Source organism: Bradyrhizobium symbiodeficiens, assembly GCF_002266465.3.
Taxonomy (GTDB): Bacteria; Pseudomonadota; Alphaproteobacteria; order Rhizobiales; family Xanthobacteraceae; genus Bradyrhizobium; species Bradyrhizobium symbiodeficiens.
Genome location: NZ_CP029427.2, coordinates 1,429,367 through 1,443,657, shown reverse-complemented (window position 1 = coordinate 1,443,657; position 14,291 = coordinate 1,429,367). Strand labels below are relative to the sequence as shown.

Sequence of the window (14,291 nt, the reverse complement as noted above, 5' to 3'; positions counted from 1 at the left end):
GGCCGTACACTTTCATTTGCATACCACCGGCCGGCTGCCTCGGCGAGTTGTTCCTCCGGCGAGGAAGCTGTCGTCGTGGGTCCTCGCGTGTGGTGCGAACTTGCCACAAAGGATCGCGAACAGGCTGCACGTTCCAGGCTTCCGATTGCCCCGTTTCGGCAAGTCATGACAATTGGCGCCAGGATGCCTATTCCGATTCGCAGGGCATCGTGACAGGCAGGCCGGGGACGTCGTGCACAAGGCAGCATTCATCGCATCCGGCCTCTTCATGCTCGCCGGCCCAGTAATCGCGGCCGATCTCCCGATCAAGGCCGTGAGGCCTGCCGAGCCGTTCAGTCTCTGGCAGATCGAGGTCGGCGCACGGTACTGGTACAGCATCGGCCGCACTGCTTACGACTTGCACACCAGCGGCGCGCGATCTTCCCCGGTCATCTCGCGGCTCGACTATCACAACATGAGCACGCATTCGGGAGAGGTTTTCTTCCGGATCGACAGCCCCATGAAGTTTTTCGTGAAGGGCTATGGAGGCTTTGGAGGCATCACCGGCGGCACCATGAACGACGAGGATTTTCCGCCGTTCTTCAACGGGCCGTACACGAAGACGGAGAGCCAGACGCGCGGCTTCCTGGGTTACGCCAATCTCGATGTCGGCTATTCATTTTACGAGTCCCATCCCGTCAATGCGGAGCCGCGCCTTCGTCTGGGTGGCTTCGTCGGCTACCATTACCGCGGCGAATTGGCCGACGCATGGGGCTGCCGGCAGACCGTGACCGGCGGCCAGATCTGCGAAGGTGCCGGCGCCCTCGCCGGCAACGTCAAGGTCATCACCGAGCGCGACATCCTGCACACGGTCCGCGCGGGCGCCGTGGCCGATCTCTGGTTTACGCCGGCACTCAAGCTGACCGTCGATGCCGCCTACACCTATTCCGACGTGAGAGCTTTCGACACGCACTACTTCACCTTCGGCACCGAGCCGTCTCGCGGGTACGGCCATGGCTTTCAGCTCGAGACGGTGATGTCCTACGCCGTTACGCCCAACGCAAATGTCGGAATCGGCGCCCGGTATTGGCACACCGGAATCAACGACTTCACGGAGCCTGCGAGCGGCGCAGCGGGGCAGGCGCAGACCTATCAGGTCGACCGATACGGCACCTTCATCCAGAGCAGCTTCAGGTTCTGACCGGAAAGCGCGGGCTCTCTCCAACCCCCGCAAGGACGTGCTGTTCGCCGCGCCCTCACGCGCTCGCAGCAAGGCCGGCTTCTTGCAGCCGCTTGGCGAACCACGCCGCCAATGCGCGGTCAGGGCCCCCGCCGAAATAGACGTCTGCCAATACGACGCCGGCTTTATCCAGCACCAGCAGCACGCCGATCGTGTAGGCGAACCAGACGTGCGGATCGGTGAGCGCCCGCAGCTTGTGCTCGTCGTGCTCGAGCGGTGTATGATTGCTGGCCTTGCGGATCTCCACGGTGAGCAGGTTGTTCGGGATCTCGCGCTGATGCACGGCGACGTCAGGGTAGATCGACTTGCCGAGATGGTCATCTGTCGAGATGATGGTGCCGTGCGGCAGGTGCAGCGTGCGTTCGCCGAGCCGGTCGTAGTTGCAGTCGACCGACCAGCCGGCGAACTGCTTCTCCAGATGCACCGCGAAGCGGTGCGTGACCGCGCGCTCACCGACGTCCTTCTCGAACAGGAAGCCTTCGCGGGCGTAGAAGTCCCCGAGCGCCGCGACCACCTTGTTCAGCTCGGTCTGCATAATGCCTCCGGGCTCATCACGCGCACGCCAAAGTCAGTAGCCCGGATGGAGCGTAGCGCAATCCGGGTTCTCGCAAAACGGCGTCCCGGATTACGCTGCCCTCTATCCGGGCTACTTAAGGCCGGAATTCGCGGCGCGATCAGCCAGACCTTACATCTGCACTTCGATCAGCCGCGGACCAGGCTCAGCGACGGCCTCGGCCAAGGCCTTGTTGAACTCGTCGGCATTGGTGACGGCGCGGCCGGGCACGCCCATGCCCTTGGCCAGGGCCACGAAATCGAGCGTCGGCCGGTCGAGCCGGAGCATGTCGTTGGCCCGCTGGCCGGGTTCGCCGGCGCCGACATTGTCGAACTCGCCGCGCAGGATCTGGTAGATGCGGTTGGCAAACACGATGGTGACGATGTTGAGGTTCTCTCTCGCCTGGGTCCACAACGACTGGATCGTGTACATCGCGCTGCCGTCGCCGACCATGCAGATCACCTTGCGGTCCGGACAGGCGATCGCGGCACCGATCGACAGCGGCGTCGAGAAGCCGATCGAGCCGCCCATGTTCTGCAGCCAGTCGTGCGGGGCGGCAGCGGCGGTCGGCGGGAAGAAAGCGCGGCCGGTGGTCAGCGATTCGTCGACCAGGATCGCATTCTCCGGGATCGCGTAGGCGATCGACTGCGCGATCGAGGCGTGGGTCAGCGCGCCGGTCGGCTTGACCAGTTCAGCCAACGCCTGCGGCTTGACGTCCTTGGCGCTGGCCTTGACCGCGCCGGCGAGCGCTTCGAGCGCGGCGACCGAGTTCTCGCCCCAGGCCGTCATGCGATGAACATCGCAGCCCTCGGGCCTGAGCACGCTCGGCTTGTTCGGATAGGCGAAGAACGCCACGGGATCGTCGGACTCGACCAGCACGATGTGACGGAACTTGGCCAGCATCGGCAGCGCCTGATCGATGACATAGTGGATGCGGTCGATCGAGTAACGGCCGCGGCCGCGCGCCATCTTCGGGCGGAAGGTCGGGCCCATCACGGTGCAGCCGGTCTTGGCGGCGATGCGCTCGGCCAGCGCCAGGCCCTGCTCGGAGAGCGCGCTGCCGGTCATCAGCAGCAGCGTGCCCTCGCCGTCGCCATGCAGGATCTTTGCGGCCTGCTCGACCGCCTGCGGCGAATAGCTCGCGCGCTGCTGCTCGGCGGGCACCTCGGCGACGCCGTCGGCCTCGTTCCAGGCGGTGTCGGCGGGCAGGATCAGGGTCGCGATCTGCGGCGGCGCGCTCTTGGCGGCGGCAATCGCGGCGGCGCCGTCGGCGGCAACCGATTTGGCATCCGGCGAGGTGCGGACCCATGACGACATCGGCCGGGCCAGGCCCTCGATGTCGGAGGTCAACGGCGCGTTGAAGCCGATATGGTAGACGGCGTGCTGGCCGACGATGTTGACGATGCCGGAATTCGCCTTCTTGGCGTTATGCAGATTGGCAAGGCCGTTGGCGAGGCCGGGGCCGAGATGCAGCAGCGTCGAGGCGGGCGTGCCCTTCATGCGGAAATAGCCGTCGGCGGCGCCGGTCACCACGCCCTCGAACAGGCCGAGCACGCAGCGCATGCCGGGTACGCGATCGAGCGCTGCGACAAAATGCATCTCGGAGGTGCCTGGATTGGTGAAGCAGACATCCACGCCACCCTTGACCATCGTCCGCACCAGGCTTTCCGCACCGTTCATCCGCAAGCTCCCGCAACCGCCATATCCAGAGTTCCGTTTGATCAATCATTGTTCGCCCGCCCCGTCAAAGCAATAGGCGGCATCGCGGCCCTGCCCCGCGCGGGTTTGGCTAACGCTTTTCGGCAAATGCATGGTTGCCGATTTGATAACGCCTGTGCCCGATGATGGTCCCTCACGGGGCCGTGGCTTGCGAAAAGCCCGCAAATATGGCCTGTGGCCCTTGTTGAATCGATTTTTTGCTGGGGGATACAATGATCCGGTTTTTTGCCGCTCCGATTGCCGCCATCGCACTGCTGTCGGCCATGGCGGGCGGCGCACGCGCCGAAGAGTTCGACTCGCGCGACGTCATGGGCGGCGGCCCGAACTTCTTCCGCGGCGGCTCCAGCCCGATCCCTCGCACCACCGTCATGTACAACGGCAATTACGCCCCCGGCACGATCGTGGTGAACACCACGGAGCGCCGGCTGTATCTGGTGCTCCAGAATGGCCAGGCCTTGCGCTACGGCATCGGCGTCGGCCGCGACGGCTTCCGCTGGGGCGGGGTCCACAAGATCACCGCCAAGAAGGAATGGCCGGCCTGGACGCCGCCGTCGCAGATGCTGGCCCGCCGGCCCGATTTGCCGCGGCACATGAAGGGCGGCATCGACAATCCGCTCGGCGCGCGCGCGATGTATCTGGGCTCGACGCTGTACCGCATCCACGGCTCCAACGAGCCGGAGACGATCGGCCAGGCGGTCTCCTCCGGCTGCTTCCGCATGACCAATGACGACGTCAGCGATCTCTACGGCCGTGTCGGGGTCGGCACCACGGTGGTGGTGCTGAACAAGTAAGGCGCACCGGCGGTGCGTGCGCTCCCGCTCGCGGGAGAGGTTTGAGCAAGCCCGCGGCTCCAGCTGGATCACGACAAATCACGTTGCATGCGGGAACCGCAGGCCGCGTAAATCTGCGGTCTTGTACGCGCGACCTGAATGCGGCAGCGTCGCACGACGATGAGCGCATTGAATCCGTCCTCGGCTGCCCTTCGCATCGCGCTGCTGGCGTTCGCCGCGCTCACATGCGCGCCTGAGCCCGCAACCACGGCGGTGGCGGGCGAATTGCCACCGATCGCCTCGCGCCAGCGCGTTGAGAAGAAGAATTTTACCGACGGCGAGATCGTCGAGGGCTTCCTGAAGACGGCGTTCGGCGCCGAATATCACCTCGCCGGCCGCGTCGACCGCATCCGCAAATTCGACGGACCGGTGCGCGTCTACGCCGAGAGCGACCGCACCGACCGCAAGACGCAGCTCGCAAAAGTCGTGGCCGACATCGGCAAGCGCGTGCAGCATCTCGACATCGCCATGATCGACAGCAACGAAGCGGCCAACGTGCGGGTGAAGCTGGTGCGCGACCGCGACCTGTTCCGCACCCTCACCAGCTTCTACGGCGCCGAGAAAGCGCGCGAGATCCGCACCTCGCTCGACCCGCAATGCCTGTCCGGCTTCCGCAAGAACGACAATTTCGAGATCGAGCATTCCGACGTCATCCTCACCGTCGACAACGGCGATTTCGTCTTCCTCGACTGCGCCTATGAGGAGCTGTTGCAATCGCTCGGGCCCATCAACGACACCGCGAGCGTGCCCTGGACCATGTTCAACGACGACGTCTCGATGGGCTATTTCGACGTCTACGACCAGTACATCCTCAATCTCCTGTACGACCCCCGCATCAAGGCGGGCATGACGGTAACCGAGGTCAAGGCGGTGCTGCCCACCGTGCTCGCCGACGTGCGCAGCTGGGTGAAGCAGGTGAATGATCTGAAGGATTGACGCGTTCGTAGGGTGGGTTAGCGTCAGCGTAACCCACCTCTTTTGTCTCCGCGTTAAGAGAAGTGGTGGGTTACGCCGCGCGGACTGCGCTTCGCACATCCGCGCGGCTAACCCACCCTACGATTCCTGCACGAGATCAGCCACAATCGTCGCGGCCTTCAGGCCGGTGCCGGTGAGGACTGCCACCGTGGTTTCGCTTGGGTTGATCGCATTAGCCGCTGCGAGCTTGTCGAGCGCGGCCGCCGCGCTGGCGCTGGTGGGCTCGGCGAACAGGCCTTGGCGCGCGAGACGGCGCAAGGCGGCGACGATCTCACCTTCCGTGAGCGCGACGGTGCCGCCGCCGCTTTCGCGAAGAGCGGCGATGATCTCGCGCAGGCGCAGCGGGTGCTTGATGGCGGTGCCCTCGGCGATGGTCTTGCTCACCTCGCGCCCGACCGGCGTATCGACGCCGGCCTGAAAACTCGCATCGATCGGCGAGCAGTTGAGCGGCTGCGCCGCGAACAGCCGCGGCAGCTTCGATATCTGCCCGGCCTTCAGCAGCTCGCGGAAGCCGAAGGCGCAGCCGAGCAGGGAACTGCCGGCGCCGACGGGAACGATGACGTTGTCGGGCGCGCGGAAGCCGAGGTCTTCCCAGATCTCGTAGGCCAGCGACTTGGTGCCTTCCAGGAAGAACGGCTGCCAATTGTGGCTGGCATAAAAGGTCTGGCTCGACTGGCGGATGGCTTCCGCCTCGGATTCCTCGCGCGGGCCTTCGACGAGCTGCACCGCCGCGCCATAGGCACGCACCTGCGCGATCTTGGCGGGCGACGTCGAGGCCGGCGCGAGAATCTTCACGCGCATGCCGCCGGCGGCCCCAAGCCCCGCCATCGACGAGCCGCCATTGCCGGAGGAGTCTTCGAGAATGGCATCGACCCCGATCTGGCGCAGGAAGGACAGCATCACGGCGGAGCCGCGGTCCTTGAAGCTGCCGGTCGGGTTGAACCATTCGAGCTTGAACAACGGGCGCAGGTCACCCCAGTCTTGCTGAACCAGTGGCGTGCAGCCTTCGCCGAGCGTGATTGGATTTGAAATCTCCACCGGCAGCGCCGCGCGATAGCGCCAGAGCGAGCGCGTCCGGCCGTCAATGTCCTCGCGCGAGATCCCCGCTCCCGGCGTCACCAGCAGCGGCGTGCGCTCGTCCGAGCACCAGCGCGGCTGATCGAGCGGGTAGAGCTGTCCGTTGCGGGGATCGATGTAGCTGGCGGGCATGGGGGCCTCCGAGGCGGGCTGATGCGGTCGATATGTCCGAATATGAAGGTTTTATCCAGTCGCCTGTTGGAACGCCGGAGGCAGCGCCGGCCCCTTCAAAAATTCAAGCGATTACATAGATATACGGCGTAGCGCCGCGTTCTTCGTTGGTCGGGGGGAGCGCGCCTCCGGCCGCCCCTACGATTAACTTGTCTGTCGCCTCTCGCCGCTACAATATGTTGGATTGATCTTGCGCCGCCGGTGGCGGCGCGACCGAGCCAGGCCCGTCCGAGCGGCGGGCCGTTGGCTTTTTGGGAGTTTGGTCATGAGCCGCGCGAACCGTACCGACCACATCCGCCTGACCTCGCATCCGGAGCCGGGCCGGGCAGCCGCCTTCCCGATCCATTGGGGCGCCGCGGATGCGCGCGCCCGCGGGCCGATCATCGGCACGGTGTCGCGCGCCGGGGATCGCAACGTGATCGGCAGCCATGGCGGGTCCTATGCAATGTACCGCGCGCTCGCCGTGTCAGCCGGCGCGCTCGATCCTATTCGCAGGCCCGATCTCACCAACACGTTTCCGGCCGCGACCATCGGCCCGTTCGAGCAATGGCGCGATCCCGCAAAGATCGTCGCGCTCGATCCCTGGGGGCATCTGGTCGCCGAGAATTTTAGCAAGGAGATCGCCGAGGGCTCCGACATCCGGCCGAGCATCGCGGTGACGCGGGCGCGGCTCGACCTGCCCGAGATCCGCGAGGCGCTGGCCGCAAAGCGCTTGCGCGCCGACGGCGAGGTCGTGCACGCCAATGGCAGCGTGTCCGTGGTGAAGATCGCGATCGATCCGGTCTGGTACCTGCCCGGCCTCGCGGAGCGCTTCGGCAACGGCGAGACCGAGCTGCGCCGCACACTGTTCGAGCAGACCGCCGGGATGTTTCCCGAGCTCGTGACACGGCCGGACATGAAGGTGTTCCTGCCGCCGATCGGCGGCACCACGGTCTACATGTTCGGCGATGTGACGAAATTGCCGGACCATCGCACCAAGATCACCTGCCGCGTGCATGACGAGTGCAACGGCTCCGACGTGTTCGGCTCCGACATCTGCACCTGCCGGCCCTATCTGATCCACGGCATCGAGGAATCCGCGCGCGGCGCGCAGGAGGGCGGGCTCGGGCTCGTGATCTACAACCGCAAGGAAGGCCGCGCGCTCGGCGAGGTCACGAAATTCCTGGTCTACAACGCGCGCAAGCGCCAGGAGGACGGCGACGCGGCCGCTGCTTACTTCGAGCGCACCGAATGCGTCGCCGGCGTCCAGGATGCACGCTTCCAGCAATTGATGCCGGACACGATCCACTGGCTCGGCCTGAAACGCATCGACCGCTTCCTGTCGATGAGCGACATGAAGCACGATGCGCTGACCTCGCAGGGCATCGACATCGTCGAGCGCGTACCGATCCCGCTGGAGCTGATTCCCGCCGACGCCCATGTCGAGATCGCCGCGAAGAAGGCTGCCGGCTATTACTCGACCGACATCGCGCCGGAGAAGGACGTGAACGGCGTGGTCGGGCGTTCGCTGGAAAAATACTGATCGCGCGATGGCGGACGCTTTGGAATTGCAAGCACGCTCGCTGCTCACCGCAGATGCGGTGCGCGTGCGGGCCGGGCAGATGCTGGAGATCGGCCTTGCCGGCGGCTTGAGCCACTTCACGATCGATCTCGACCGCATGGACGGCGTCGCGGAAGCCGTGCTCGCGGTGACGCGCAAAGCCTATCCGACGCTGGAGATTCCTTTCCACGCGCGCTGGCGGCACTTTGTGCTCGGCGGCATCGATCGCTGGGCGCAACTAGCCGACGCGACCTCGTGGCCGGATCGCGCCGCGCGGGCGCGCGCGGAGTTCGACCTCGCCATCGTCAGCGTGCTGCTCGATGCCGGCGCGGGCGCGGCTTGGCGATATCGCGACACCGTGACGGGCGAAAGCATCGGCCGGTCTGAGGGGCTGGCGATCGCGAGCCTCGACATGTTTGCGAGTGGTCTCTTCTCGAGTAACGCGCGCGCGCCGTTCAGGGCCGATGCCGAGGTGCTGGCAAAACTGCCGCTCGCCGCACTCACCTCAGCCTTTCAGGCGAGCGATGCCAATCCGTTGCTCGGCCTCGAAGGACGCACCGATCTGCTGCGGCGCCTGGGTAAGCAGGTTGCGGAGCACGCCGACGTTTTCGGCTTGCGCGATACGCCGCGACCGGGCGGCCTGTTCGACCACATCGCCGCGCAGGCGAAGGGCGGCGTCATTGCCGCGCCCGCGATCCTGTCGGCGGTGCTGAACCAGCTCGGACCGATCTGGCCGTCGCGGCTGGAGCTATCAGGCATTCCGCTCGGCGATTGCTGGCGGCACCCGGCGATCAAGGCGGACGACGGAACGGCCGGCCTCGTCCCCCTGCACAAGCTGTCGCAATGGCTGAGCTATTCGCTGATCGAGCCGCTGCAGCGCGCCGGCCTCGACGTCACCGACATCGACGGCCTGACCGGGCTTGCCGAATATCGCAACGGCGGGCTGTTCGTCGATCACGAGGTGCTGCGCCTGCGCGATCCCAATGACGCCGGGCGCGCGCATGCGGTGGATTCGCTGCTCGTCGTGGAATGGCGTGCGCTGACAGTGGCGCTGCTGGACCGGCTCGCCGAACTGGTTCGCGCAAAACTCGGCCGAACGCCGGAGTCGCTGCCGCTCGCCGGCATATTGGAAGGCGGCACCTGGGCCGCCGGCCGCGCGATCGCGTTTGCGCGCCGGCCCGACGGTTCACCGCCAATCAAGGTGATCAGCGACGGTACGGTTTTCTAGAGAATGGATAGAGATTTGCGACCACGCGCGTCATTTCGAGCGCAATGACGGCCTGGTGAATTTCAGGAGCATCCCATGGAAGGCGTCACGATCGTCGATCATCCGCTGGTGCAGCACAAGCTGACGCTGGTGCGGGACAAATCGATCTCGACAAAGTCGTTCAGAGAGCTGATCAAGGAGATCGGCATGCTGCTGTGCTACGAGGTGACGCGCGACCTGCCGCTCGCCGATACCGTGATCGAGACGCCGCTGGCAACGATGCACTCGGCCAAGATCGCCGGCAAGAAGCTGGTGTTCGTGCCGATGCTGCGCGCCGGCACCACCTTCGTCGACGGCATGATGGATCTGGTGCCGACCGCGCGCGTCGCCCATATCGGGCTCTACCGCGAGCCGCACAGCTTTGCCGCAGTCGAATATTTCTTCAAATCGCCGTCCGACCTCAGTGAGCGCCTCGCCATCGTGGTGACGCCTGTCGTCGCCACCGCCAACACGACTGTGGCCGCCATCGACCGGCTCAAGGAGCGCGGCGCCAAGGACATTCGCCTCGCCTGCCTGATCGCAGCGCCGGAAGGGCTCGAACGGCTGCGCGGCCTGCATCCGGACGTGCCGATCTGGACCGCTGCGGTGGACGAGGGTCTCGACGACAACGGCTTCATCCTGCCAGGCCTCGGCGATGCCGGCGACCGCGCCTACGGAACGCGATGAATATCCCCCATTTAGGAACCGCGACCCCGGCACGAGGTTCTCCTGCTCAAGCATGGAGACACCGATGCCCCTTCAAAACGATAATTCCGGGTCCAACCGAGCACGCCACAACAGCCCGGTGGGCTGGGCCATCGGCGTAATGTTCGTGATGGCCGTGATCGCCACCGTGTTCTTCTACAATGGGCGCCAGCTTGGCCCACAGACCACGACCGCGAACCCGAACACGGCGCCAAACGTCACGACCGGGTCGAATCCGCCTGCCGCGCCGACGAAGTAACACGCTGAGGGCGCGCCGTCACACCTTCCCGCTGCCGCAGATCAGCTTCAGGGATTGCCACTCCTTGTCGGTCAGCAGCGGCGGGCCGGAGGCCGGGCGATCCTCCTTCACCATGCGCGCGAGGCGGTCCTCGGTCAGCGGGTGGCTGGCGAGGATCGTCGTCAGCGTGGAGCCGCCCTCCTTGCCGGTGATGCGGTACATCAGCTCAAAAGCGGGCTTCGGCGAGCGGCCGAGCTTGTGCATGACCTCGATCGCGAACGTATCGGCAGCGGTTTCGGCCTCGCGCGAATAGGAGGCTTCGACGACGCTGCGCGAGGCGAAGATCACAGCGGATGAGCCGGTCACGTCGCCGAACAACAGGCCGATCAGGAACGAGGTGCCACCGTTGTAGATCAGGCCGCGCATGTTGTCGTAATGCTTGAGATGGCCGAGTTCGTGGGCGAGGATGCCGGCGAGCTCGTCGGGGTTCTCCGCCTTGTCGAGCAGGCCCCTCAGCACGTAGACCTTGCCGCCGGGCAGCGCGAACGCGTTCGGCACCGGGGTCGGCAGCACACCCGCCGTCATGGAATCGTCGTCGAGGCCGGCGGCATCGCGCAGGCGGTTGACCAGTTTCGTGAAGGCGGCCTTGCCCGCGGGGTCTTCGCACACGCTGCGGCCGAAGATGGTCTTCACCTGGACTTCGGAGGCATCGCCGATGCGCCGCTCAATCGGTTTCGGCACCAGCGGTGCGAGACGGTCGGCGGCGAGCGGCACACCGAACAGCACGACGCAGACGATGGAGATGGCAGCGGCCATCGACCAGCCGACGATCTTTGCGACGCCGCGGCGCGAGGTCCCGTGCTCGTCGAGATGAGTGCAGCGGACGGTCACGTCGGCGGCGAGCGCTGCGTCGCGGATCTCGAGCCGCGCCAGCGGCGGCGCCGTGGTGCACGCCAGGCGCAAAATCCCGGCCGGACTGTCGGCGCGGCGGATGTCGGCATAGGCCCAGCGAACCGGTGCCCCGCTCTCCTCGAGGATCTCGAGGGCATCAGCGAGCGCCAGCGTCACCTGCCGTCTTCGGCTCGACGTGCCGTCGAAGAAGATGGTCGGCTTGGCGGACTGCGCCGGCGCCTCGGCAAACACGTCACTCACAGCTCAGAATCCCGCGACATCGAGCCCGTCGGCAAAACCTTCGCCGAGTGCGCTGGCAAGCTGGCCGCTGCCGCGCACGTCCGCCGCGGCCGCGATGTCGTGCACCTCGACGGTTTCCAGCACCTTGGCCCAGAGATCGCGCTGAAGATAGACCCGCATGATGATGTTGATCGCGAGCGCCAGGGCGAGATAACCAATCACCATCATCACCACCAATGGGATGCTCCTGGCGGCATTGTCGGAGCCGAACGCCTGATCGGCCGGAACGCCGCTCAGCTGGACCACCAGCAAGGCGCTGCCGCCGAGATAGGCGGAGAAAGCCATCGAGAGCAGCGTCCACCAGCCGATCACCTTCCAGTACAGGCCGTAGAAGGCGTCGTGCGGCAGGTCCGAGGACAGGCTGACGCCGCCGATGCGGATGCCGTCGAGCCACCAGCGCCATTCGCGTGCTTTGAACTCGGCATAGAAGAATGGTGCGAGCGGGAAAATCAGCAGCGCGATCGGGCTGAGCAACCACAGCCACCAGGCGCGCTTGAAGAAGGTCCAGCCGTCGCCCTCAAAATCGCCGCGGAGATCGCCGTAATGGCTGTGCTGCATCTTGTAGCGTTCGAGCGCGGCCGCGCGCCAGGGCAGCGCCAGGCCAAGCGTCAGCAGCACGAGCAGGCCCCACGCCATGGCGCGGAACGAATAGGCCCAGCCCGAGCCGTCCATCCAGAAGCGAACGCCGCGCCAGACCGTGCGCGTCAGCCGGTAGCGTCGCGCGCGAAAAATCGCGAACTGGCCGAAGGCGTAGAAGCCGATGAACAGCGGCGTCGAGGCGAAGCCCTGCCAGCGCTCGAATTCAATGCCGATCAGGAAGTAGGCGAGGTAGATCGGCACCAGGATCGCGAGCGCGAACAGGAAGCCGACCAGGAGCTCTTTGGCGCGGCCGGTATATTCGGCAGCATCGCCGTCGATCGCGGTGTTCGCCCACAGATGACGGCGAATGTCGGTGACGAGCCAGAACCGGTAGAAGCCGAAGGTGATGAGCTCCAGCATGGCACCCTTGGTGACCATTTTCCGGAATTCGGTGCGGTCACCACTGAAATCGACCCGCGTGGGCGGCAGCGGCGGCGGCAGGGGCTCGGAGCCGATCGGGGTCCATTGCATGTCGTTCACGGCGGCAACCTCGGGATGCGGTCTTGGTCGGGTCAAACTATAGATCAGAGGTTAGTCGCCCCTGAGATGGCGGGGTTCGATTTACCTCGATTTCAATCGGTTTCTGGCACGATTTCACGACAAACGGCGTGCGGAGGGTCACGCTGGCTAGGTCCTGTAGCCCGGGTGAGCGAAGCGATACCCGGAAACGCGCGAGCAAAGTCCCGGATGTCGCTTCGCTCATCCGGGCTACGCACCCAATCTTGTGACAAAACTCTCCCTTGCTCCGGCGCGGACAACCGGCTGTAATTGCAAATCAAATACCGCAGCGCAGAATTCAACGAGAACGCGCGGTACGTGCCAGGGAGAACGGTCATGCATGGGACCATCGAGAGCGCGGCCAAGCTCGATGCACTTCGCGAGCGCGCCACGACACTGCCACTGGAGCAATTCGATCCGGGCGATCCGGAATTGTTCAGGACCGATACGTTCTGGCCGTATTTCGATCGGCTGCGCCGGGAAGATCCCGTGCACTATTGCAAGGACTCGATGTTCGGGCCGTATTGGTCGGTGACGCGCTACAACGACATCATGGAGATCGAGACCAACCATTCGGTGTTCTCCTCGGCGTCCTCGCTCGGCGGCATCACCATCCGCGACATCGACCCCGACCTGCGCCGCGAGAGCTTCATCTCGATGGACCCGCCGCGCCATGCCGCGCAGCGCAAGACCGTGGCGCCGATGTTCACGCCGACGCATCTGGACAATCTCGCCCTCAACATCCGCAAGCGCTCCGCCGAGTGCCTGGACAATCTGCCCGTGGGCCAGGTGTTCGACTGGGTCGACCGGGTCTCGATCGAACTGACGACGCAGATGCTTGCGGTGCTGTTCGACTTTCCCTGGGAGGACCGCCGCAAGCTGACGCGCTGGTCCGATATCGCGACCACGATTCCCGGCCCCGACGGGCTCGTCGCAACCGAAGACGAGCGGCAGGCCGAGCTGGCCGAATGCGCCGGCTATTTCGCAAGGCTGTGGAAGGAGCGCATCGCGCAGCCGCCGAAGAGCGACCTGCTCTCGATGATGGCGCATGGCGAAGCGACACGCGACATGGACGCCAAGAACTTCCTCGGCAATCTCGTGCTTTTGATCGTCGGCGGCAACGACACCACCCGCAACACCATGTCGGGCTCGCTGCTCGCGCTGAGCCAGCATCCGGAGCAATATCGCAAGCTGCGCGAAAACCCCGCATTGCTCGACAGCTTCGTTCCCGAAGTGATCCGCTGGCAGACGCCGCTGGCGCATATGCGACGCACCGCGCTCACCGACTTCGAGTTCCGCGGCAAGCAGATCAGGAAAGGTGACAAGGTCGTGATGTGGTACGTCTCGGGCAACCGCGACGAGGAGGCGATCGAGAGGCCCTACGACTTCATCATCGACCGCGCCCGCCCGCGCACGCATCTGTCCTTCGGCTTCGGCATCCACCGCTGCGTGGGTCTCAGGCTTGCCGAACTCCAGCTCAAGATAATTTGGGAAGAAATCCTCAGGCGTTTCGACCATATTGATGTGGTCGGCGAGCCGAAGCGGGTCTATTCCAGCTTCGTGAAGGGTCTGGAAGAGCTGCCGGTGAAGATTGCGGCGTGAGTTCGAGCTATAACGACGGGGATGCTGCGCCCCCTCTCCCGCTTGCGGGGGAGGGTTGGGGTGGGGGTCTCTCCTCAAGCGAGAACCC

13 protein-coding genes are annotated in these 14,291 nt (G+C 65.3%); 8 read left to right on the top strand and 5 right to left on the bottom strand.

All coding sequences use genetic code 11. The features are described 5' to 3' along the window. Positions 1-232: 232 nt before the first annotated feature. Positions 233-1,180 carry a hypothetical protein gene (locus CIT39_RS06775; RefSeq protein WP_094972837.1) on the top strand — a complete coding sequence of 316 codons (948 nt, stop codon included), beginning with the start codon at positions 233-235 and terminating at the stop codon, positions 1,178-1,180. 55 nt (positions 1,181-1,235) lie between these two features. Here CIT39_RS06775 and CIT39_RS06770 read toward each other — a convergent pair whose 3' ends face one another. Both CIT39_RS06770 and CIT39_RS06765 read right to left on the bottom strand, forming a co-directional pair. Beyond that, positions 1,236-1,754, bottom strand: a complete 519-nt coding sequence (locus CIT39_RS06770; RefSeq protein ID WP_094972838.1) for a hypothetical protein — start codon at positions 1,752-1,754, stop codon at positions 1,236-1,238. A 150-nt stretch (positions 1,755-1,904) separates the two neighbouring features. Then, positions 1,905-3,452, bottom strand: coding sequence for an acetolactate synthase large subunit (locus CIT39_RS06765; protein ID WP_094972839.1), 1,548 nt, complete (start codon positions 3,450-3,452; stop codon positions 1,905-1,907). 251 nt (positions 3,453-3,703) lie between these two features. Between CIT39_RS06765 and CIT39_RS06760 the strand changes: the two genes are divergently transcribed. Together CIT39_RS06760 and CIT39_RS06755 are read left to right on the top strand one after the other, a co-directional pair. Then, positions 3,704-4,282 carry a L,D-transpeptidase gene (locus CIT39_RS06760; RefSeq protein WP_094972840.1) on the top strand — a complete coding sequence of 193 codons (579 nt, stop codon included), beginning with the start codon at positions 3,704-3,706 and terminating at the stop codon, positions 4,280-4,282. Positions 4,283-4,441: 159 nt separating this feature from the next. Then, positions 4,442-5,257: a DUF2927 domain-containing protein gene (locus tag CIT39_RS06755; RefSeq protein WP_094972841.1), complete on the top strand. Its 816-nt coding sequence runs from the start codon at positions 4,442-4,444 to the stop codon at positions 5,255-5,257. Between the two features lie 117 nt (positions 5,258-5,374). Here CIT39_RS06755 and CIT39_RS06750 read toward each other — a convergent pair whose 3' ends face one another. Next, positions 5,375-6,505, bottom strand: a complete 1,131-nt coding sequence (locus CIT39_RS06750; protein WP_094972842.1) for a threonine synthase — start codon at positions 6,503-6,505, stop codon at positions 5,375-5,377. 304 nt (positions 6,506-6,809) lie between these two features. Here CIT39_RS06750 and CIT39_RS06745 point away from each other — a divergent pair, with 304 nt between their 5' ends. The 4 genes from CIT39_RS06745 (at position 6,810) to CIT39_RS06730 (ending at position 10,294) form a co-directional block, all read left to right on the top strand. After that, entirely contained in the window at positions 6,810-8,066 is a 1,257-nt protein-coding gene (locus CIT39_RS06745; protein WP_094972843.1) for a GTP cyclohydrolase II, read from the top strand. Positions 8,067-8,073: 7 nt separating this feature from the next. Further along, complete coding sequence (locus CIT39_RS06740) at positions 8,074-9,312, top strand: URC4/urg3 family protein (protein ID WP_094972844.1); 1,239 nt, start codon at positions 8,074-8,076, stop codon at positions 9,310-9,312. A 75-nt stretch (positions 9,313-9,387) separates the two neighbouring features. Next, a complete protein-coding gene (gene upp, locus CIT39_RS06735) occupies positions 9,388-10,017 on the top strand; it encodes a uracil phosphoribosyltransferase (protein ID WP_094972845.1) in 630 nt (209 codons plus the stop codon). 64 nt (positions 10,018-10,081) lie between these two features. Beyond that, on the top strand, positions 10,082-10,294 hold the full coding sequence (locus CIT39_RS06730) for a hypothetical protein (protein ID WP_244607529.1): 213 nt from the start codon (positions 10,082-10,084) through the stop codon (positions 10,292-10,294). Between the two features lie 18 nt (positions 10,295-10,312). On the opposite strand, the gene CIT39_RS06725 is transcribed toward CIT39_RS06730, so the two are convergent. Beyond that, positions 10,313-11,425, bottom strand: coding sequence for a M48 family metallopeptidase (locus tag CIT39_RS06725; RefSeq protein ID WP_094972847.1), 1,113 nt, complete (start codon positions 11,423-11,425; stop codon positions 10,313-10,315). Between the two features lie 3 nt (positions 11,426-11,428). Continuing rightward, complete coding sequence (locus CIT39_RS06720; protein ID WP_181955162.1) at positions 11,429-12,574, bottom strand: DUF898 family protein; 1,146 nt, start codon at positions 12,572-12,574, stop codon at positions 11,429-11,431. A gap of 363 nt (positions 12,575-12,937) precedes the next feature. Here CIT39_RS06720 and CIT39_RS06715 point away from each other — a divergent pair, with 363 nt between their 5' ends. After that, entirely contained in the window at positions 12,938-14,203 is a 1,266-nt protein-coding gene (locus CIT39_RS06715) for a cytochrome P450 (RefSeq protein WP_094972849.1), read from the top strand. The last annotated feature ends 88 nt before the right edge of the window (positions 14,204-14,291 follow it).